Source organism: Acinetobacter sp. 18QD2AZ41W, from assembly GCF_009829025.1.
Classification (GTDB): domain Bacteria; phylum Pseudomonadota; class Gammaproteobacteria; order Pseudomonadales; family Moraxellaceae; genus Acinetobacter; species Acinetobacter pseudolwoffii.
This window is the reverse complement of record NZ_WURP01000001.1, coordinates 593,659-613,017: the sequence shown is the minus strand read 5'-3', so window position 1 is coordinate 613,017 and position 19,359 is coordinate 593,659. Positions and strand designations below refer to the sequence as shown.

The 19,359-nt window shown below is 43.1% G+C and carries 20 protein-coding genes and 1 tRNA gene; 11 read left to right on the top strand and 10 right to left on the bottom strand.

Features of this window, described 5'->3' with window-relative positions; translation table 11 throughout:
- Nucleotides 1–176: 176 nt before the first annotated feature.
- Nucleotides 177–1,397 (bottom strand): L,D-transpeptidase family protein, encoded by a 1,221-nt coding sequence (locus GVV58_RS02890; RefSeq protein ID WP_005171817.1) that lies wholly within the window; start codon nucleotides 1,395–1,397, stop codon nucleotides 177–179.
- A 206-nt stretch (nucleotides 1,398–1,603) separates the two neighbouring features.
- Here GVV58_RS02890 and hemE point away from each other — a divergent pair, with 206 nt between their 5' ends.
- The 5 genes from hemE to GVV58_RS02865 all read left to right on the top strand — a co-directional run bounded on the left by hemE (nucleotide 1,604) and on the right by GVV58_RS02865 (nucleotide 7,619).
- Nucleotides 1,604–2,674 carry a uroporphyrinogen decarboxylase gene (gene hemE, locus GVV58_RS02885; protein ID WP_074383035.1) on the top strand — a complete coding sequence of 357 codons (1,071 nt, stop codon included), beginning with the start codon at nucleotides 1,604–1,606 and terminating at the stop codon, nucleotides 2,672–2,674.
- 10 nt (nucleotides 2,675–2,684) lie between these two features.
- Nucleotides 2,685–3,485, top strand: a complete 801-nt coding sequence (locus GVV58_RS02880) for a DUF817 family protein (RefSeq protein ID WP_005096399.1) — start codon at nucleotides 2,685–2,687, stop codon at nucleotides 3,483–3,485.
- 146 nt (nucleotides 3,486–3,631) lie between these two features.
- Nucleotides 3,632–4,102 carry a DUF3015 family protein gene (locus GVV58_RS02875; protein ID WP_005096400.1) on the top strand — a complete coding sequence of 157 codons (471 nt, stop codon included), beginning with the start codon at nucleotides 3,632–3,634 and terminating at the stop codon, nucleotides 4,100–4,102.
- 78 nt (nucleotides 4,103–4,180) lie between these two features.
- Nucleotides 4,181–6,067, top strand: coding sequence for a DUF4105 domain-containing protein (locus GVV58_RS02870; protein WP_159515957.1), 1,887 nt, complete (start codon nucleotides 4,181–4,183; stop codon nucleotides 6,065–6,067).
- 163 nt (nucleotides 6,068–6,230) lie between these two features.
- The gene (locus tag GVV58_RS02865; protein ID WP_159515956.1) at nucleotides 6,231–7,619 is read left to right on the top strand and encodes a diguanylate cyclase; all 1,389 of its coding nucleotides are present in this window, start codon (nucleotides 6,231–6,233) and stop codon (nucleotides 7,617–7,619) included.
- Between the two features lie 19 nt (nucleotides 7,620–7,638).
- Here the strand turns inward: GVV58_RS02865 and GVV58_RS02860 are convergent, their stop codons facing one another.
- The 7 genes from GVV58_RS02860 to GVV58_RS02830 all read right to left on the bottom strand — a co-directional run bounded on the left by GVV58_RS02860 (nucleotide 7,639) and on the right by GVV58_RS02830 (nucleotide 13,038).
- Nucleotides 7,639–8,199 (bottom strand): DUF4385 domain-containing protein, encoded by a 561-nt coding sequence (locus tag GVV58_RS02860; protein ID WP_100357216.1) that lies wholly within the window; start codon nucleotides 8,197–8,199, stop codon nucleotides 7,639–7,641.
- A 129-nt stretch (nucleotides 8,200–8,328) separates the two neighbouring features.
- Complete coding sequence (locus GVV58_RS02855) at nucleotides 8,329–8,766, bottom strand: hypothetical protein (protein ID WP_005096405.1); 438 nt, start codon at nucleotides 8,764–8,766, stop codon at nucleotides 8,329–8,331.
- A gap of 283 nt (nucleotides 8,767–9,049) precedes the next feature.
- A complete protein-coding gene (gene folE / locus GVV58_RS02850) occupies nucleotides 9,050–9,598 on the bottom strand; it encodes a GTP cyclohydrolase I FolE (RefSeq protein WP_005096407.1) in 549 nt (182 codons plus the stop codon).
- Between the two features lie 93 nt (nucleotides 9,599–9,691).
- On the bottom strand, nucleotides 9,692–10,375 hold the full coding sequence (locus GVV58_RS02845) for a Smr/MutS family protein (protein WP_074383030.1): 684 nt from the start codon (nucleotides 10,373–10,375) through the stop codon (nucleotides 9,692–9,694).
- A 195-nt stretch (nucleotides 10,376–10,570) separates the two neighbouring features.
- On the bottom strand, nucleotides 10,571–11,377 hold the full coding sequence (gene trpC, locus GVV58_RS02840; RefSeq protein ID WP_005096409.1) for an indole-3-glycerol phosphate synthase TrpC: 807 nt from the start codon (nucleotides 11,375–11,377) through the stop codon (nucleotides 10,571–10,573).
- Between the two features lie 20 nt (nucleotides 11,378–11,397).
- A complete protein-coding gene (trpD, locus tag GVV58_RS02835; RefSeq protein ID WP_005096410.1) occupies nucleotides 11,398–12,444 on the bottom strand; it encodes an anthranilate phosphoribosyltransferase in 1,047 nt (348 codons plus the stop codon).
- Between the two features lie 9 nt (nucleotides 12,445–12,453).
- On the bottom strand, nucleotides 12,454–13,038 hold the full coding sequence (locus GVV58_RS02830) for an aminodeoxychorismate/anthranilate synthase component II (RefSeq protein WP_005096412.1): 585 nt from the start codon (nucleotides 13,036–13,038) through the stop codon (nucleotides 12,454–12,456).
- Between the two features lie 811 nt (nucleotides 13,039–13,849).
- On the opposite strand from GVV58_RS02830, the gene glnA reads away from it, so the two are divergent.
- From glnA to GVV58_RS02800, 6 genes are all read left to right on the top strand, one after another.
- Nucleotides 13,850–15,265, top strand: coding sequence for a type I glutamate--ammonia ligase (gene glnA, locus GVV58_RS02825; RefSeq protein WP_171063330.1), 1,416 nt, complete (start codon nucleotides 13,850–13,852; stop codon nucleotides 15,263–15,265).
- Nucleotides 15,266–15,360: 95 nt separating this feature from the next.
- Nucleotides 15,361–15,639 carry a hypothetical protein gene (locus tag GVV58_RS02820; RefSeq protein WP_074383029.1) on the top strand — a complete coding sequence of 93 codons (279 nt, stop codon included), beginning with the start codon at nucleotides 15,361–15,363 and terminating at the stop codon, nucleotides 15,637–15,639.
- Nucleotides 15,640–15,674: 35 nt separating this feature from the next.
- Entirely contained in the window at nucleotides 15,675–16,142 is a 468-nt protein-coding gene (locus GVV58_RS02815; RefSeq protein WP_159515955.1) for a chorismate lyase, read from the top strand.
- A gap of 6 nt (nucleotides 16,143–16,148) precedes the next feature.
- Nucleotides 16,149–17,027, top strand: coding sequence for a 4-hydroxybenzoate octaprenyltransferase (gene ubiA, locus GVV58_RS02810; protein WP_100357214.1), 879 nt, complete (start codon nucleotides 16,149–16,151; stop codon nucleotides 17,025–17,027).
- A gap of 111 nt (nucleotides 17,028–17,138) precedes the next feature.
- Nucleotides 17,139–18,377 carry an alpha/beta hydrolase gene (locus tag GVV58_RS02805; protein WP_159515954.1) on the top strand — a complete coding sequence of 413 codons (1,239 nt, stop codon included), beginning with the start codon at nucleotides 17,139–17,141 and terminating at the stop codon, nucleotides 18,375–18,377.
- A 135-nt stretch (nucleotides 18,378–18,512) separates the two neighbouring features.
- Entirely contained in the window at nucleotides 18,513–18,770 is a 258-nt protein-coding gene (locus GVV58_RS02800; RefSeq protein ID WP_005096421.1) for a hypothetical protein, read from the top strand.
- A gap of 1 nt (nucleotide 18,771) precedes the next feature.
- Here the strand turns inward: GVV58_RS02800 and GVV58_RS02795 are convergent, their stop codons facing one another.
- Entirely contained in the window at nucleotides 18,772–19,215 is a 444-nt protein-coding gene (locus tag GVV58_RS02795) for a DUF2726 domain-containing protein (protein ID WP_159515953.1), read from the bottom strand.
- Between the two features lie 62 nt (nucleotides 19,216–19,277).
- Nucleotides 19,278–19,353, bottom strand: a tRNA-Asn gene (locus GVV58_RS02790).
- Between the last annotated feature and the right edge of the window lie 6 nt (nucleotides 19,354–19,359).

Here is a 19,359-nt window from a genome sequence, read left to right as displayed (position 1 = left end):
ATTTCATCTCGATCTTATTTTCAACTTGAGATCATCATACTGTTGTTTTAAGCTCAAAAAAATCTCAAATAGGCGACATATCATTGCATTTTTGCAACGATATATCAGCTTAAAATCAAGTCATAAAAAAGCCCACTGAAAAGCGGGCCATTTTATTCAAAGCATTTTACGGATCATTATTCTAAGAAACGAACAGTTACGCCAGATTTGACTTTACGGCCAAGATCATTGGCATCCCAGTTGGTCAGACGGATACAACCGTGTGAATAGGATTTAGAAATCATGGACGGATTCGGTGTGCCGTGAATACCAAATGATTTTTTGTTGAGACCAATCCAGACATTACCGACCGGGCCGTTTGGACCTGGTGGTAGAGACAGTGGTTTGGTGTTTTTACCTTGAACAAAGTTACTTGGCGAGTAGCTATACCAAGGATTTGGTGCAACGCCGGTGATTTTATAAGTACCCGTTGGTGAAGGCGTACTGGTATTGCCGATACTGGCAGGGAATGAGCCGATCATTTGATTTTTACTGTTAAATAAGTACAGTTGTTTGGCACCTTTATGTGCAACAATCAAGTGAATCCCTTCTGGTAGCTCATTACGAACATTGGTCACCAGAATCTTTTGGCCGACTTTGTTAAAATTAGCACCTGGATTCAACTTCTTCAGGAAGTTTTCATCCATATGGAACTTTTCACTGAGCATTTCAGATGCGCTAGTGTAGTACAAACCTTTCATTTTAGCCTGTAGCGCATAATCTGAAGGAATCGATTTGGCAAATGGTCCTGCCAGATCTTTTTCAGTAATGGTGTACTCTACAAAGGTCGGCTTGGAACCCTGACGTGCCACCAGTTTGTCCCAGGTTTCTTGCGTCAGTACGCCATTTGGCTTGATGCCATTCATTTGCTGGAAAGAGGCAATTGCTTTCAGTGTGTTCTTGCCGCTGGTACCATCAATCGCACCCGGTGAAGCGTGGGCATTGTTGAGCATGACATGTGCACGTGCGTAGACCGGAAATTGACCTGCACCAATGTTTTCATACCACTGGGCATTGTTTAAGCCGTCTAAAGTCCACGAAGCTTTGGTCGCAGCAGAGTTCGTCGGGGCCTTGGTATTTGGCGCTGCACCAATATCAGCAGATTGGTCTTCGGTATCTTGTAGCTCATTCAGTGCTTCAGAGGCCTGATTTAAGTCTTGTTGTTCTTGCGCCGTAATTTTGGCTTCAGCCGGTGCTTGGGCGGCTGAAGCTTCAGTCGCGAGTGGATCAATTGGATCCTGGACTGAAACATCGGTAACAACTTGCGGGTTCAATGGTTGTTCAGCAGTAGACGCAGCAAAAACAGTACCTGCGAAAATGCAACCTAAACTCACAGCGAGCATTGTGCGAACGAACATGTAAATCAACCTTAAAATTATTTCTTTAAAAATGTGAAAAAACACTATAAGTATTACAGAAAAAATGTGGAGATGCAGTAGTTGTTTTGTGTAAAATATCACATTTGGCCGCTTAAGCTGATCGGTTTTTAAAGTCAGCAGAAGTTATTAAAAATACAACCTTTTTGTTATGATATGGCGAATATCAAAGATAGATAGGAAAGTAAATGACGACCTTAAAAAATGATCGTTTTCTGCGCGCCTTGTTGCGTGAACCTGTAGATGCCACTCCGGTATGGATGATGCGTCAGGCGGGCCGTTATTTACCAGAATATCGCGCAACGCGTGCTCAGGCAGGAGATTTCCTTTCTCTTTGCAAAAATACTGAACTGGCCTGTGAAGTGACCTTACAGCCTTTACGCCGTTATGATCTGGACGCCGCGATTTTGTTCTCTGACATTTTGACAGTGCCTGATGCTTTAGGTTTAGGATTGTATTTTGAAGTGGGTGAAGGGCCTAAATTTCATAAAACAGTCCGTACCGAGCAGGATGTCGCAAATCTGCCAGCCTTTAATGCAAAATCGGATCTGGATTATGTGATGAATGCAGTGTCGACCATTCGTTCAGCCTTGGGTGGCCAGGTTCCTCTGATCGGTTTCTCTGGCAGTCCGTGGACCTTGGCGACTTATATGGTAGAAGGCGGTTCAAGCAAAGATTTCCGCTTCACCAAAAATATGATGTATGCACAGCCTGAAGTGCTGCATGCTTTGCTGGAACGTCTAGCCGATGCCGTGATTGATTATCTGAATGCGCAGATTGATGCAGGTGCACAAGCGGTACAGATTTTTGATAGTTGGGGCGGCGCACTGGCACATCGTGAATATATTGAATTCTCGCTCAACTATATGAAGAAGATTGTTGCTGGCTTGCACCGTGAAAAAGATGGCCGCAAGATTCCAGTAATTCTGTTTACCAAAGGTGGCGGTCAGTGGTTGGAACCGATGATCGCTACAGGCGCAGATGCCTTTGGTCTGGACTGGACCACACCACTGGATGTAGCACGTCAAACCGTTGCGGGTCGTGCTGCGCTTCAGGGTAACCTGGATCCTGCGACTTTATATGGTTCATCGGAAACTATTATTAAGGCGACCAAAGCCATGCTGGATGATGCTTATGCCAATGGTGAAAAAACCGGTTATGTAGCAAACCTCGGCCACGGCATTACCCAGTGGGTCGATCCAGCCAATCCAAAAGCCTTTATTGATACCGTACATGAGTATAGTGCTAAATATCTTTAGGATTTAAACCTTGATCGATCTATTCAAATCAGGGTTTGAATTTACCTATAAGGCAGCTTCGGCTGCCTTATTCGGGATTCTGCTCCTGCTGGCGTTTGCACTCACTGCTGCCATGGGCAGTGATCTGTTTTACGGTTTTTACCGTTATGACTATCTGTTATTTTTTGCCCTGCTCATTCAGGTGCTGCTGCTTTATACCAAACTGGAATCCTGGGCCGAAGCCAAAGTGATTGCGCTGTTTCATCTCATGGCCATGGTGATGGAAATCTTTCTGACCCATCCTGCGATTGCCTCCTGGTATTATCCACAACCGGCAATCTTTAAAATTATGACCGTGCCTTTATTTGCCGGTTTTATGTATTCTGCGGTCGGCAGTTTTTTTGCGCGTTCCTTGCGTTTATATCAGGTCTCATTTGAAAAGTTGCCAGGCTTTCGCCATATGTTGCTGCTGGCGGTGTTGTCTTATATCAACTTTATGAGCAAGTTTTTTATTCCTGACTATCGCATGCTTTTATTTGTCTGGAGCGTGCTGATGTTCTGGAAAACTAAAATTCGTTTTCAGTTGAATCAGCACGCTTTTCAGTTGCCAATGTTACCGATCTTGCTGCTGCTGGCCTTTATCATCTGGATTGCCGAGAACATCAGTACCTTTTATCAGATCTGGCTCTATCCAAGTCAGATTGAACAATGGCATATGGTGGGCTGGGGCAAACTCGGGTCCTGGTATTTGTTGTTATTGCTGAGTCTGGTCTTGGTACTGAAGATTTTAGGGCAGCGCAATTTACATGGCGACTGGACGCTGAAAGAGTAATGAAATTATTCAGGTTATGTTTATGTAAAGCATGCATTTTTTCGATTGCGCCAAACCTGACTTATCGCTACTCTGCTGAGTGTGTAAGTCAAATTACATAATGAGAGTAATAACAAAGATTGCATGAGAATAACTGGAGAATAAGTATGTTGAAAAAAATTATGCTGGCGGCAGTATTAGCGACTGGTTCAAGTATGGCGATGGCTGACCGAGATGTCGGCTGTGGTATCGGAAGTCAGGTGTGGGCCGGTCAGACTGGTATTATTCCTAAACTTTTAGCAGGTACCACCAACGTTCTTTTCACGAATCAATGGCTCGGGATCACGTTTGGTACTTTGGGTTGTAGCCAGGGTGGAACAGTCACCGCTCAAGTGGTGACTTTTACCAATGAAAATGCTGAAGCACTGGCGCGTGATATGGCAGTGGGCGAAGGTGAAAGCCTGAATGTTCTGGCCGAACTTCTGAATATCAAATCTGAAGACAAAGGCCATTTCTTTAACATTTCCAAGCAGAATTTTTCTGAAATCTATTCCGAACAAAACCAGAATACCCTTCAAGTTCTGAGTTCATTACAAACAGTAATGGCCAAAGATGAAGTATTGAAATCTTACATCTGATCCGCACTTTGAAAACCCTGCTGCTCTGGCAGGGTTTTTCTTATGACTCAAAGAAATTGACGAGAATAAGTTAACTGAATGAAATATGCGTTCTTCATGTTGGGTCTGGCCTTCAGTCCCTTAAGTTTTGCAAACGAAATTAATCCAGATATCCAGCATTATCTCGATCAGGCCAAAAGCAAACGTCTGGATCAGAGCACCACCTGGCAGCGTCTGATGTATGCCAATTCTAAAGGCCACAGCGAGGTCGATTATTCAGGCTATTTTCTGGCAGAGCAGGGAAAGACTGATCTCAAAAAAGAAATACAGCATAATATTCAGGCCTTATTTGGCAGTGCGGAACCGAATCAGTCCATCCGTTGCAAGTTTCCGGCCCGAAGCAGCTGGTTAATGCAGCAGCTGGATATTTCCGAACAGCAATTGCCTGAAGTGAGTTGTCCGGATTTTGATCAATGGATTGCTGAGGTCAAGCCCTATCAGGCCACGCTGATTTATGCCACAGATTTTATGGGTAATCCCAGTTCGATGTTCGGGCATACCTTGTTGCGTCTAGATCCCAAAGATCAACAGCAGCTCAACCTGATTTCCTATGCCGTCAACTATGCCGCAACCGTCGATAGCAATGACAATTGGTCATTTGCCTGGAAAGGGCTGACCGGACAATATCCGGGTGAATATTCCCTGATGCCATATTATCGCAAGGTCAAAGAATATGGCGACTTTGAAAGCCGGGATTTATGGGAATATGAATTAAATTTAACGCCGCAAGAGACCCGGTTTCTGGTGCAGCATCTTTGGGAAATGCAAAAGGTGAGTTTCCCTTATTATTTTATCAATGATAATTGTGCTTATCGCCTGCTGGGGCTATTCGATCTGGTGCGTCCTGAGTTAAATTTACAAAAACAGTTTAATTCGACTGCCATTCCGATCGAAACCTTGAAAGTGGTAGAACAGCAGGGCTTGATCAAACAGAAAGTTTATCGTCCCGCCCTAGAAACGCAATTGCTGGCTCAGTCCAGACAGCATGGCAAAGCTTTGGCAAAAAAGGCTCATCAGCTGGCTTATGCAGAAACAGGTACCATGCCTTCAATGTTGCAAACTTATCCGGTAGAGGATCAGGCCAAAGTGCTGGAAATGGCCTATGATCATCTATATCTGGATTTTCTCAGACAGAAAGTAGATGAGTCCTTTGCCCAGCCACGTTTTCGCAAGTTATTGGGCTTAAGAAGTCAGCTGGCTATCGAGAAACAGCGTCAAGCACCTGAGCGTCCGAAAACAGATCCAGTACAAAGTCATCATGCACGAAATATCAGTTTTGAGGCCGGACAGGTTCAGGGTGAATCCTTTGTTCAGCTTGGGCATCGTCAGGCCTATCATGATTTAATCGATCCACAGGGTGGTTTGCGTACCGGCACACAACTGCTGTTTCTGGATGGGGCATTACAATATCGTAATAGTGAACTCAAACTGGAACATCTGGATTTACTGGCCGTCAATTCCTATAACCCGATTAATCCATTTAATACGCCCTTATCTTGGGGTTTTAATCTGGGCTGGACACAGGAAGCCTTAGACCGTCATGGCCAGTTTAGCGAAGAGCAACAGCATGGCGTCGTCGGTTTTAAGACCCAAGCGGGCTATAGTTGGGCAAATGCGAGCCGCGAACATTTGTGCTATGCACAAATGCAAACTCACGTTCAGGCGGGCAAGGCGCTCGATCAGGGTTGGCGCGTAGGAGCAGGGCCAACTTTGGGCTGCCAGAATATCTGGACTGATCCGATCAACAGTCTGGTGCAAGTGGAACTGCCTTATTGGGAAGATTCGCATCGCTGGCATCTGAAGCTAAATACCCAATTGCAATATGCCTTTACTGCACAGAATGCGGTTCGATTGTCTTGGGAATATCAGCAACAACAGGCGAAAGACTGGGATCAATGGAGTTTGGGCCTGATCCGTTATTTTTAAACGGCTTATATATTTTAAGGGCTAGTTTACGAAACTTTTCCTGTGAATCATCGATCAGTATAATTGGAATAATCTTGTCGATATTTTAGTTAATGCACCCGAATTTTGTTATATTTGTCACATAATGTTAGTGCAAATTGCAGTGTTTTGGGGAATGGGGCGTATGAATAATGAATGCATGGCAATGCTGGCCGAACAATGGAAGCAGATCTGTCAGAATTATTCAGCAGATGATCTATTGCATGCATTTCATTTTGTTCAGGAACATTCGGTTATTCTGGTCGAAGAATTCTATAAGAATATGCTCTTAGAAAAAGAATCGGCCCAGTTCCTGACCGACCAGATGGTTCAGCAGCGTTTGCGTAATACCCTGATTCAATGGCTGTCAGAAAGTTTTAGCGTACCGATCAACAAGAGTTATGTGCAAGCCGTACAAAAGCAGGCGATGGTTGGACATGTACATGCCCGGGTCGGTATACCTTCTTGGTTAATCATACGTGGTGTTCGCGAAATTGAACGCAAGGTTTTTGAACTGTTGCAAGCATCTTCTCAAAACAGCATGTTGACCGCCTGCAGTTATATTGTGCAAATCATGGGCTTTGCCACAGAAATCATGTGCCGTTCTTATGAAGCCAAAACAGCTATGAATCAGGAAATCAAACACAGTTACCGTGTTTTTTCAGCCATGCAGGATGTAGCGGTACAAAAAGACAAACAGCGCAGCTCATTGCTGGACTGGGAAAATGAACTGATGTTTAAGGTCTTTTCGAGCCCTGACAATTTAAAGCATCCGATGTTGTCCAAATCCGAGTTCGGTTTATGGTTTATCCATAAAGCCTCTTATGCTTTTACCGGTTCGGACCAGGTCGATTTAATCATTGAGCGGATTTATCAGATTGATGCAATTAATCAGACCATCATGGATTGTACGGATAAAAATAATGTCTTGGGGCTGATTCAACAAATCCGTGACTTAAACCGTGAAATTCAACTGCTGGTCGATCAGTTATTTCAGGTTGCGGAATATATTGAATCAGGCAATGATTCATTGACCCAGTTGTTAAATCGCCGTTATTTAAATACGGTGATTTCCCGTGAAATCACTTTTTCCCGTAAAAATCATACACCTTTGTCTTTACTTGCGATGGATGCCGATTTCTTTAAAAGTATCAATGATAAATTTGGACATGCCGCAGGTGATCTGGCACTTAAATTTATTGCCGAAGCGCTGCAAAAATACAGTCAGGGCAGTGATTATGCCTTCCGGGTCGGTGGGGAAGAATTCTTATTGTTGCTGGTCGACACAGATAAACAACGTGCCTTAAGTATTGCCGAAAGTATTCGTAAATATGTTGAAAATGGCATGATTAAAACCGCGCAAGGACAACAGTTTAAAATCACGATCAGTATTGGATGTACGCTCTATGACGGGCATCCGGATTATCAGCGATTTTTAGATGCTGCGGATGCCGCACTGTATATGGCGAAAAATACCGGTCGTAACCGGGTCTATATGGCACAGCCACCCTCAAATCCAGTGGGGCAGCAATGATCCAGCTAGCTTAAAAGTTTTATTCCTCTGCCGTATGTTGCTGGATAAATTCCTGAAATTTTCGCTTTTGCTGAATATAGTCTGGATGGTTTTTCGCATCATTCCATTTTTGTTTAAAAATGTTGGCGGCCGCTGCTTTGACCGGATCTTCGTGGCTGCGTGGCAATTCTGAACGGCCATGTGCGCCGCTTAAGCCTTTCTTATCTTCCGGAACCGGCCCATCATATTTTTTACCACCTTTATGGTTGGCGTAACGGCGGGCACGGGTATAACCCATCTGTAAAAACTTGCGTGCCATGTCCGCACCGATAAAATCATCTTGTTTTAAATAAGCTAGGAATAGCTGATAAATTTTGTCACTGCTGGCTTGGGCTTTTTCTTCATCCGCAAAGCGCCAGTGCGGCAGAATTTCAGATTTATAAGGCTCCACCAATAATACGCCTTGTTCTCCTCGGCCAATTCGGTACAACTCGGGCCGTTTGCGAAAATTAATCTTTTCGAAGTCCAGAGAATAATCAAAACTATTCGACACCACCCGTGACTGACGTTTTGGCGGCGGATTTTTGGCTGCTGGACTCATATCTTTGCCTTATATTTAGAAGGGTCGGTATCACTCAATAAAGAACACACTAAAAAATATAAAATAATTCTACTGATCTACTCACCCGAGATCAGGATCAAGAAAAGCCCCAGTCATGAGGCTTGGATTTTACTTTGACTTTTTCGAACTGGTCTTCGATGTTTTGGCTTTGTCAGACTTGCTCTTGGACGAAGTGCTTGACTGCTTTTTGGCCGGTGCTGATTTTTTTGAAGAAGATTTTTTCGTCTTGCTGTCTTCATCTTTGCTCTTATTGCTGCTTTTCGCTTTAGCCGGTTTTTTCGCTGAAGATGTTTTCAGGTCTTTGGCTTTATCGCTGCCTTTAGAACTCGCACTTTTCTTCGCCTTTACTTTTTCATCTTTACTGGCATTCTCTTTTTTAGAAGATGCTGCTTTAGATTTAGCACTTTCAGCTTTTTTGCTGACTTTGCGATCGCTGTCCTTGTCACTGCTTTTGTTCGACTTCTTCAGTTTTTCATCTTGCGTCTTTTTAGCAGTTTTTGCAGATTTCTTGCTGTCTTTGTCCTGATTGTTTTTGCTATTCGCCATGGTCATTTTCCTTGTCATTAAAAATCAAGCAGAAAGATATAAAGCTGTTTGCTGTATATCAACGTCAATTTACTTTAAGCGAGGACTAACTGGATTAAAACTTTATCATGTATCTAAATGTAGGCTTGTTGCAAAGATAAGCAGCAATTGTTTAGCTGCAAGTATAACGAATGCAAATTTGGTCAACAGCAGCTGTGATATCGATATTCTCTGACCAGAGCAGTTTATAAGAAATTAAAAAAACCCCGAATGATCGAGGCTTTAAATAACTGGCTTTTAAGGCTTAGTAGCTTTCTGGCACTGCACTTAAAAACTCACGGCGGGTTTCTTTATCAGTTTTAAAATCACCAATAAAAGAGACTGTACGTGTGGTCGATTCCTGTTTGCCCACACCACGCATCATCATGCACATATGTGCAGAATCAATCATCACGGCGACACCACGTGCTTTGGTGATTTCCGCCACTGCTTCTGCAATTTGCTGGGTCAAGTTTTCCTGGATTTGCAAACGACGCGCAAACATTTCAGTAATACGGGCAAATTTGGACAGGCCCAAGACATGACCTTCTGGTAAATAGGCGATATGGACACGGCCATAAAATGGTAATAAATGATGTTCACATAAGGAATAGAATTCGATGTTTTTGACCAGCACCATTTCACGGTTGTCGGAAGGAAAGACCGCTTTGTTGGTAACTTCTTCAAGTGTCTGACTATAACCCGAGGTTAAATATGAAAATGCTTTGGCAGCACGCACAGGCGTATCTTTGAGACCAGGGCGATTGAGATCTTCGCCAACGGCAGTAAGAATGTTTGCGTAGGATTGCTGCATAGTCATATGACGTATTCACTTAAACTGAGAATGAACAAGGACGGCATTGTAGCAGAAAACTTTTACAATGCCTTGTTTTGAGGCGAAAACCGGTTACTGTTTAAACTTTGGATTCTTTTCTGCACGTTTTAGCAGAACCAGAACTGCACCAGTACCGCCTTGTTTTTCAGGCGCACTGACAAAAGCCAAAACATCGCGATGCTGACGCAGCCAACCATTCACATAGGTTTTTAAAATCGCTTCCGGGCCTTTACCGTGTACGATCTTAATCACGTTCTGGTTTTCATCTTTGGCGATCTGGATAATTTGTAGCACCGCCTGACGCGCTTCTTCCACGGTACAGCCATGCAGATCCACAGCTTCAAACCAGCGTAAATTGCCGGCTTTTAAGTCTTCAAACACTTTATGCTGCAAGGTGGCAATGCGATAGCTCAAGTTGGCCTGACTCCCGACAGGATTGAGCATGGCCTGCGTGTCCGATAATGCCATGGCATCTGTTTCCATCGGGCCAGTCGCCGCTGCACGCTTTGCCAGAACTTGTGCATCCGGTTTTTTCTTGCGTGGTTTGTCCAATTGAACGGTATTTCCCGATTCAATTTTTTGCACGCCCTGCATTTGCTTGCGGAATAATTCCAGTTCTTCTAAAGCTTCTTGCTCGACAGTCTTTTCAACGGGTGCAGCAACAACCGCAGGGGTATGTGGCTGTGTAATTTGCTTCTTAAAAGATTTCAGCAGGTTGTACTGATCTTTAGATAATGAAGAATCGTGTTTACTCATAATGTAAAAACAAGGGAGATGCGGAATTTAACAGAATTATAGTCTGAAAATAGATAAAGGAGAAATGAATTGCTTGCATGGCATGTCTCGGTATTTGTGAATTCACATGATGCTATTTCTTTTCTTATCAATCCTGAAAATAAAAAAGCCCAATCCTGAGATTGGGCTTGGTCTAAGTATTAAACTAGTCAATAGTTAAACCGATTCAGGCTCACCAAACAGGTTACGGAATGCATGATCAGGTCGAGGCTGTTTCATAAAACTTTCACCGACCAGAAAGGCATGAATATCATGCTGTTGCATCATCGCCACATCGGCAGGAGTAGCAATACCACTTTCAGTGACTAACAGGCGAGAGGGATCGAGTAAGTTCTTTAAACGAATCGAGGTATCTAAATCGACATCGAAGGTTTTTAAATTACGGTTATTCACACCCAGCAAGCAGCGATCTGAAAGTTTCAGCGCACGTTCCAGTTCAGCTTCATCATGTACTTCAACTAAAACATCTAAATTATGCTCAAAAGCAGTCTTCGACATTTCTTCCAGTTGCTGATCTGACAGACATGCCACAATCAGTAAAATACAATCTGCATCTAAGGCACGTGCTTCAATGACTCCATAAGGATCGATCAGGAAATCTTTGCGCAGCGCCGGCAGGTCACAATGCGAACGGGCAATCTGAATATTTTCATCTGCACCCTGAAAAAAGTCCACATCGGTCAGGACAGATAAACATGCGGCACCCGCATCTTGATACTGTGCTGCAATTTCCGCAGGATTAAAATTCTCACGAATAATCCCCTTAGATGGCGAGGCTTTCTTGATTTCAGCAATTACACCCGGACGTTTTGACATTAAAGACTGGGCAAAACCACGCACAGCTGATGCACCTTGAGCAAGCTCTTCCAGATCTTTATAGCTTTTCTGCTTTAAACGTAGAGCAAATTCTTCCGTTTTACGGTCAACAATCTTGCCTAAAATTGTATTTGCGATATCCACCATGATCAAAATTCCTGACCGAATTAAGCTTCGTATTGTTTAATGGTTTTGGTAAATTCAGACAGCACACTCATTTTCTCCAGAGCCTGGCCGCCATAAATAATGTCATGTGCCAATGCAACACCATGTTTATAGCTGCTGGTCAAACCGGAAACATAAATACCTGCACCGGCATTCAGGGCAATCATATTGGCCGCTTTATCACCGATCTCTGATTTTTTCTTGCCCAATGCATCCTTGATTAATGCCAGACTCTGTGCAGAATCTTCTACAATTAAACCAGTCAAGGTTTGAGATTCGATATTAACCAATTCAGGGGTAATTTCCCATTCAGTCACTTCGCCATTTTTTAGCTCAGCCACATACGTTGCAGATGCAAGACTGATCTCATCCAGCCCGTCGCGAGAATGCACCACCATCACATGTTCAGCACCGAGCTGTTTCATCACTTCTGCAATCGGACGGCACAGTTCATTGGAAAACACGCCAATGACTAAGCGATTGACGCCGGCTGGATTGGTCAGCGGGCCAAGTAAATTGAAAATGCTGCGAATCCCCAATTCTTTACGCGGGCCGATTGCATATTTCATGGCTGTATGATGATTCGGTGCGAACAGAAACCCGACCCCCACATCACGGATACAACGCTCGGTTTGCTGCATATTCAGGTCAAGATTAATCCCAGCCTGTTCCAGTAAATCTGACGAGCCTGATTTGGTTGAAACGCCACGGTTGCCATGTTTAGCAATGGTTGCGCCTGCTGCTGCAATCACAAATGCAGACGCGGTAGAGACGTTAAACAGGTTTTGACCATCACCGCCTGTACCGACAATATCGACTAAATAGGGAATATCGCTGACATCAATTTTGGTAGCCAGTTCACGCATGACCCGTGCGGCTGCGGTAATTTCATCAATGCTTTCACCTTTAAGGCGTAAACCCATCAGCAGGGCACCAATCTGGGCATCAGTGGTTTCACCTGACATGATGGCACGCATCACGTCTTGCATTTGATCCTGAGTCAGGTGAATGTTTTTGGTAATATTGTTTAAAGCTTGTTGAATATTCATAAGATGTTCTTAGGCATAAATTTCGAGAAAGTTTTTAAAGATTTGATGGCCATGCTGGCTCAGGATCGATTCAGGATGGAACTGCACGCCTTCGACCGGCAATGTCTTATGTTTTACCCCCATAATTTCTTCCATAGAGCCATCGGCTTCATTGGTCCAGCAGGTCACTTCCAGACATTCAGGCAAGGTGGCTTGATCAATCACCAGGGAATGATAGCGCGTTGCAGGAAATGGCGACGGAAGATTGCTGAAAATCCCGGTATCGCTGTGGTACATATCCGACAGACGGCCGTGCATGACACGTTTGGCACGTATGATGTCACCGCCAAATGCCTGACCAATACTCTGATGGCCGAGACAAACGCCCAATAACGGAATTTTTCCAGCAAAATGCTGAATCGCAGGAATCGAAATGCCTGCTTCACTCGGCGAGCATGGGCCGGGGCCAATCACTAAATACTTGGGTTGCCATCGCTCTATATCTTCCAATGTCACGGCATCATTACGGACTACTTTTACTTCTTGATTCAATTCGCCAAAATATTGAACGATGTTGTAAGTAAAGGAGTCATAGTTGTCGACCATTAAAAGCATGAGCTTAACCTATTGAAATTAATGCACTTAACTGTGCTAAAGTTGTCCAGATCGTACTTTATTTGCGCTTATTGCAAGCACGGGTGTGACACGACTAAATCATTGATTTCATTGTGTGGAAATAAAGCACTATTCATCATAGCAAAAAATAGCCGTATTCGGCGCAACAATTTTGCTCAATTTATTTGCTTTAAAAGCATCTGTATCAACTGAAATAAAATTTTAATCATGATTTAAAGTAATAGACTTACTTAAAGAAACTTTAGGCTGTGTATTTTTTAGGGAAAAATTGATAAGTTAAAAATAATCAGCAATATTGATCTAAAGTTTGTTGAAAAAAGCATCACTTGAATAATAGAAATTTATATAGACTATGGTGTAGAAAGTATATTTAAAGAAAATGCCTCAAAATATTCACTGAGCAACTGCATGTTGCAGATCTCTGTTTGTCTCAGACCATAAGAAAACAGTCAATTTTTTAGCAACATATGGGTGTTTTTTAAACAAATACACGAAAAAGTAGCAAATTTTATATAAAAAACTATGTTTTTAATACACTTCTATAGGTGATTGCACTATTTAGGTGCGCTAAAAAATAAAGCAGAAATAAAATAAATGAAGAATGCCTGAATATAGTGCATTTAGTTTCTCAACTAGTATAATAGTCGCAAAGTATTTTTGTCACTTCATGATTTCTTATATAGATTTCAAGATTTTATCTATACTTTGAATAGTTGGTACGGTAATTGCTTAATGACTACCAACTACTAACACGCACGTAACGAGTGCAACAAAAATTCATCGGAGCAAAATGAGCATGGCGAACAAAGTCCTTCAACTCATCCAAGAAAGTGGCGCGAAATGGGTCGATTTCCGTTTTACGGATACTAAAGGTAAAGAGCAACATGTGACTTACCCAGCAGATACAATCGACGAAGATACTTTTGAAGACGGTAAAATGTTCGACGGTTCTTCAATTGCTGGTTGGAAGGGCATCGAAGCATCTGACATGATTTTACGCCCAGATGCAGAAACCGGTTTCATCGACCCGTTCTTTGCCGAGCCTACAGTTGTTGTGACTTGTGATGTGATTGAGCCTTCTACAGGTCAGGGTTATGACCGTGACCCACGTTCGATTGCTCGCCGTGCTGAAGAATACCTAAAATCGACAGGTATTGGTGATACAGCATTCTTTGGCCCAGAACCAGAATTCTTCGTATTTGACGAAGTAAAATGGGAAATCGATATGTCTGGCGCGCGCCATACATTGATCGCTGAAGAAGCGGCCTGGTCAACCAACAATGACTACGAAGGTGGTAACTCTGGTCACCGTCCACGCGTAAAAGGTGGTTACTTCCCGGTTCCTCCAGTTGATTCTTCACATGATATGCGTGCAGATATGTGTGCCAAAATTGAAGACATCATGGGCCCAGGTCGTGTAGAAGTACATCACCATGAAGTTGCATCTTGCCAGTTGGAAATTGGTGTAAGCTTCAACACCATGGTTCGTAAAGCGGACGAAGTTCAACAGTTTAAATATGCGGTTTGGAACGTTGCGCATCAATATGCGAAAACAGCAACCTTTATGCCTAAACCAATGGTTGGCGATAACGGTTCTGGTATGCACGTTCACATGTCGATCTCTAAAGATGGCAAGAACTTGTTTGCTGGTGATGAATATGCAGGCCTTTCAGAAATGGCATTGTACTTCATTGGCGGTATTATCAAACATGCGCGTTCATTGAATGCATTAACCAACCCTTCTACAAACTCGTACAAGCGTCTGGTTCCGCATTTCGAAGCACCGATTATGCTGGCTTACTCAGCGCGTAACCGTTCTGCATCTATCCGTATTCCTTACGTGTCAAGCCCGAAAGGCAAGCGTATTGAAGCTCGCTTCCCAGATCCAATGATGAACCCGTACCTCGGTTTCGCGGCATTGTTGATGGCAGGTATCGACGGTATCCAAAACAAGATTCATCCAGGTGAAGCGGCTGACAAAAACCTGTACGATCTTCCTCCTGAAGAAGAAGCGAAAATCCCGACTGTGGCGCATAGTCTGGATATGGCGCTTGAAGCACTTGAAGCAGATCATGATTACCTGCTGAAAGGTGGCGTGTTCACGAAAGACATGCTTGATGCCTATATCGAACTTAAAACTGAAGAAGTGCGTCGTTTAAACACGACCACTCACCCAGTTGAATTCGAGATGTACTACAGCCTGTAATTCTTTCAAGAATTTCACTGTAAAAAACCCGCGCATGTCGCGGGTTTTTTCTATACTGGGTTAATATAAAGCAAAGAATGTTGAATTAGATTGTTATGACTAAACCACGTAAAAAACATACCGGATTTTTTCCTTGGAATGATCCTAAAGACCATGCGCAAGGTTTTAAGTTAAATTTTTCTGAAGTTACGTATTTGGAAGTAGGGCGTACCATTGAAGGTTATAAACAAGCACAGTTTGTTGAACTGAAAAATCCTGAACTGGCACTTACATTTGACTATCCAAAAGAGTTTTATTTAAGCGCTGAAGGCTTAATTTTAATTAAAACACCCCAAGGCAAATTTGAAGTGATTGCTAAAGCAGATAACTGTTAAACATGACGTATTTTTCTAAAAATCAGCATGCCTTGATGCCCACTATGTCTGCTGAGCTAAAACCATGGCTGTATGCATCAGGTTCTCTGACACAGCAATTGACCGGCTTGGCGCAGGGACAATTTCATGTTGAGCCTATTCAAGAGCATTTTCAGCGTTTAAGCTTCGCCAATGCCAAATGGATGCACATGTCACATCAGCATACTTCCTGGGTGCGGGAAAGCTATCTCTATGGTTCAGAACAGTCGCCCTGGGTGAAAGCAAAGAGTATTTTTCCAATTTTAAGCCTGCAAAAAAAAGCCCGAATCTTTCAGCATATTGGGACTAAGCCAATTGGCTGGTTCCTGTTTCAACGGACGAATCCACTCTGCCAGCGTCGGGTCATTCTTTTAGAAGAGGGTTGGACGCGTCAGAGCTGCTATACTTGGCACGGCTGTAAATTTATCGTACAAGAAACATTTTTACCGGCATTTGAACACTTTATACAAAATTCAAGGGCTTGACTTTATATGGCAACTGCACAAGCAATAACCTGGCGTGAGCGTCTTGGCGCCTATTATTATCTTTGTCGTTTTGATAAACCGATTGGTACTGAACTGGTCTTTTGGCCAACCTTGTGGGCGTTATGGATCGCGGCTCAGGGGATGCCACGCATTGAAATTTTAATTCCCATGATTTTGGGTGTGATTTTTATGCGGGCGGCGGGTTGTGCCATCAATGATTTTGCTGACCGTAAAGTCGATGCGCATGTGGAGCGTACTAAAAACCGACCACTAGCGACCGGAGTCATCAGCGCCAAAGAAGCGGTGATGGTATTTCTGGTTTTGGTGGCTGCCAGCGCCTGTCTGCTATTTTTCTTGCCGATCGAAACTTTTTACTGGTCATTTGGGGCTTTGCTGTTAGCGTTTATTTATCCTTTTATGAAACGTTATACCCATTTGCCTCAGGTATTTTTGGGTGCAGCATTTTCCTGGGCCATACCCATGGCCTATACCGCTGTTGGGCAAACACCTGATCTGACTTGCTGGTTATTGTATTTTGGTAATCTGGCCTGGACTGTGGCCTACGATACTCAATATGCGATTGCAGACCGTGAATATGATTTAAAGATAGGGGTGAAGTCGACTGCAATCTTGTTTGGCCAGCATGATATTTCAATTATTAGCACCCTGCAGGCGAGCAGTATTTTATTGATAGGTGCTGCACTTTGGCTGGAAAATTTATTGATTCCATTTGGCTTGTTAGCACTTTTGCTGGTTGCTGCTGATTTTATTTACCAATGGTTTAAAACTCGCGATAAAAATCCACAGCTATGTTTTTGGGCATTCCGTCATAACCGTTGGATTGGCCTCATTATTTTTGTGGGAATATTGTTTGCTCTAAGATAATTACCGTATGTCGGATAACAACAAAAGCATCCTATAAAGGATGCTTTTTTTATGATTAATTTTGAGTGATCTCGATTAAGAGATAGGGAATAACAATAAAAGGATAGAAATATGCAGAACAGTTATAAGAAATTGATGTTAGGTGTGCTGTGTTCCTCGGTACTATTTTTATCTGCGTGTAACGATGATGATAATGATTTCTTTGTCCCGCAGCCTCAGGTTTTTCTCGGTGAACAAACGTATACCCAAGATGTTATGTCTCAAGCATCAAGTATCCGGGTTATGCGCTATAACATGCCAAATGTACAGAATAGGACTGCAGAAGCTACTGCCTTGGTAATTTATCCGCGAACACAACAACCACGAGATGGTTGGCGTGTTGTTGTCTGGGAGCACGGTACAGTAGGGAGCGGTGATAGTTGTGCGCCAAGTCGAAATACTTTTAACCCACGCTTTAAAGCCATGGCTGAGAGTCTGCTTGCCAAAGGCTATGTGATTGTTGCTCCTGATTATGAAGGATTGGGTACACAGGGCATTCATCCTTATTTACATTTAGAGAGTGCGGCACAATCTGCAATTTATGCAGTGAAAGGATTTAAGCAACAGCAAGGGAATAGATTTAATGGAGCTTGGGTTTCTGTGGGTCAATCACAAGGGGGGCATGCTTCGCTTGCAACGGCAGAATTTGCAGGAAATGATCCAAACTATAAGGCAGCGGTTGCTGCGGCACCAGCCTCCAGCCTAGGTTATATTATTGGTACAGTTGCCCCACAAGCTTTAAATCGATTAGTTTTGGGCGAGGGTGCTGGTGTTGTTCCGGCAGGAACTGCCAAAGCTGTGTATTCAGAATTACTTGCTTATGCAGCATATGTGGCAGTTGGAATTAAAGCTTATGAGCCAAATTTTGTATATCAGAATATTTTTGAATCCAGTGCAAAACTGGTTGCTGAGCGTGCAGAAGGAACCACTGGTGAAAATGGCTTGTGTCTAGGCGATTTAATGACAGAGTTTAGTGCAGATATCGATCAATGGTTGCGGCAGAATCCTGGAAGAACAGTAGCCGAATATCCGGGGTTGATAGATGCTTTTGATCAAAACAGATCTGTGAAAGAATTTTTGGTGGAGAACCAACCCGCGACTAAAAAAATCAGTGTACCAGTCATGATTATTCAGGGTAAGGAAGATATGGCAGTACCTTATGATGTTACAGATGTTTTGCAAAAGAATTTGGCAGCTTTGGGTACAGACGTGACTTTCCTAGGGGTTGAGGGCGCAGGACATACTCAAGCAATTGTAGAAAAGAATGCTGAACTGGTTGCATTTATTGAAGAGCATATGCCAGCTAAGTAAAGAATAGAGTTATTAAGATCTACAAAGGAGCTTCGGCTCCTTTTTTACAGTAAAACTTTTCAAAGACTTGAGCTATGACTTTATTTTGTTATATTGAGCAGTGCAATTAAGTGAAGAAATTAAAGTAGGTTTGTTATGTCTGAGCAGCCGCAGCCCCGCAGTGTTAAAAAGCTGGTAATTTTAGGTGCGCTGGTATTATGTATACCGATATTTTTGGTGAGTATGGCTTTTCTTGCGGTAAATAGTGATGCTAAAAATCAGGAAAAATATAAACAGCAGCAGGCAGAAATGATTGCGCGCATCGAAGCGCGAGAAGCTGCGGAAAAGCTCAAAGCAGAGCAAGATACAAATTCAACCCAAGCTGCATCCGAAAGCGCAGTAACCTTACCTTAAATTATCTCAAATCTCTTTGCAGTTGTCTGATGCTTGGAATCTGAGTGTATCGAATCACGGTATAGCCTGCTGCAATCAGCATAGCATCCCGTGCAGCATCTTCCTGCTCTTTGCCAATGTGGCTGGGATCATCCAGTTCAATAATGGCCAGTACATTATAGTCACGATCAAGCACCACAAAATCTGTAACTTTACGATTGAACTGATTACGCATGTTCATCTGGTCATGCGTAATCAAGGCGCTAAAGGCAACCTGAGCCAGAATATGATGATGAGGAAAGGCTTCTTTTAGGCGTGTAAACATCCTGCTTTCAAAAGCAGTAATCACACGCTTCGGATAGAATTTTTTTTGACGGGTGAACAGATGTGGGAAGAGCAGGCAAACTAACGCAAAAGTTGCCAGGCAGCCAATCACAAAAAATATAAACTGACTCAAATTAAACACAGATCACAAATAGGGACGAATAAAAAAACCCACTTCGCAATGAGTGGGTTTTTTCAGAATCTTGGCTCTCCCACCTGGGCTCGAACCAGGGACCTGCGGATTAACAGTCCGTCGCTCTACCGACTGAGCTATGGGAGAATAGAT

Bases quoted from the DNA above. Each gene is read 5' to 3' on its own strand.
- folE (WP_005096407.1), bottom strand. From the start codon at position 9,598: ATGCAGCAATCCTACGCAAACATTCTTACTGCCGTTGGCGAAGATCTC.
- GVV58_RS02855 (WP_005096405.1), bottom strand. From the start codon at position 8,766: ATGGCGAATAGCAAAAACAATCAGGACAAAGACAGCAAGAAATCTGCA.
- GVV58_RS02845 (WP_074383030.1), bottom strand. From the start codon at position 10,375: ATGAGTAAACACGATTCTTCATTATCTAAAGATCAGTACAACCTGCTG.
- GVV58_RS02875 (WP_005096400.1), top strand. From the start codon at position 3,632: ATGTTGAAAAAAATTATGCTGGCGGCAGTATTAGCGACTGGTTCAAGT.
- glnA (WP_171063330.1), top strand. From the start codon at position 13,850: ATGAGCATGGCGAACAAAGTCCTTCAACTCATCCAAGAAAGTGGCGCG.
- GVV58_RS02805 (WP_159515954.1), top strand. From the start codon at position 17,139: ATGCAGAACAGTTATAAGAAATTGATGTTAGGTGTGCTGTGTTCCTCG.
- ubiA (WP_100357214.1), top strand. From the start codon at position 16,149: ATGGCAACTGCACAAGCAATAACCTGGCGTGAGCGTCTTGGCGCCTAT.
- GVV58_RS02865 (WP_159515956.1), top strand. From the start codon at position 6,231: ATGAATAATGAATGCATGGCAATGCTGGCCGAACAATGGAAGCAGATC.
- trpD (WP_005096410.1), bottom strand. From the start codon at position 12,444: ATGAATATTCAACAAGCTTTAAACAATATTACCAAAAACATTCACCTG.
- trpC (WP_005096409.1), bottom strand. From the start codon at position 11,377: ATGGTGGATATCGCAAATACAATTTTAGGCAAGATTGTTGACCGTAAA.
- GVV58_RS02800 (WP_005096421.1), top strand. From the start codon at position 18,513: ATGTCTGAGCAGCCGCAGCCCCGCAGTGTTAAAAAGCTGGTAATTTTA.
- GVV58_RS02860 (WP_100357216.1), bottom strand. From the start codon at position 8,199: ATGAGTCCAGCAGCCAAAAATCCGCCGCCAAAACGTCAGTCACGGGTG.
- hemE (WP_074383035.1), top strand. From the start codon at position 1,604: ATGACGACCTTAAAAAATGATCGTTTTCTGCGCGCCTTGTTGCGTGAA.
- GVV58_RS02870 (WP_159515957.1), top strand. From the start codon at position 4,181: ATGAAATATGCGTTCTTCATGTTGGGTCTGGCCTTCAGTCCCTTAAGT.
- GVV58_RS02815 (WP_159515955.1), top strand. From the start codon at position 15,675: ATGCCCACTATGTCTGCTGAGCTAAAACCATGGCTGTATGCATCAGGT.
- GVV58_RS02820 (WP_074383029.1), top strand. From the start codon at position 15,361: ATGACTAAACCACGTAAAAAACATACCGGATTTTTTCCTTGGAATGAT.
- GVV58_RS02890 (WP_005171817.1), bottom strand. From the start codon at position 1,397: ATGTTCGTTCGCACAATGCTCGCTGTGAGTTTAGGTTGCATTTTCGCA.
- GVV58_RS02830 (WP_005096412.1), bottom strand. From the start codon at position 13,038: ATGCTTTTAATGGTCGACAACTATGACTCCTTTACTTACAACATCGTT.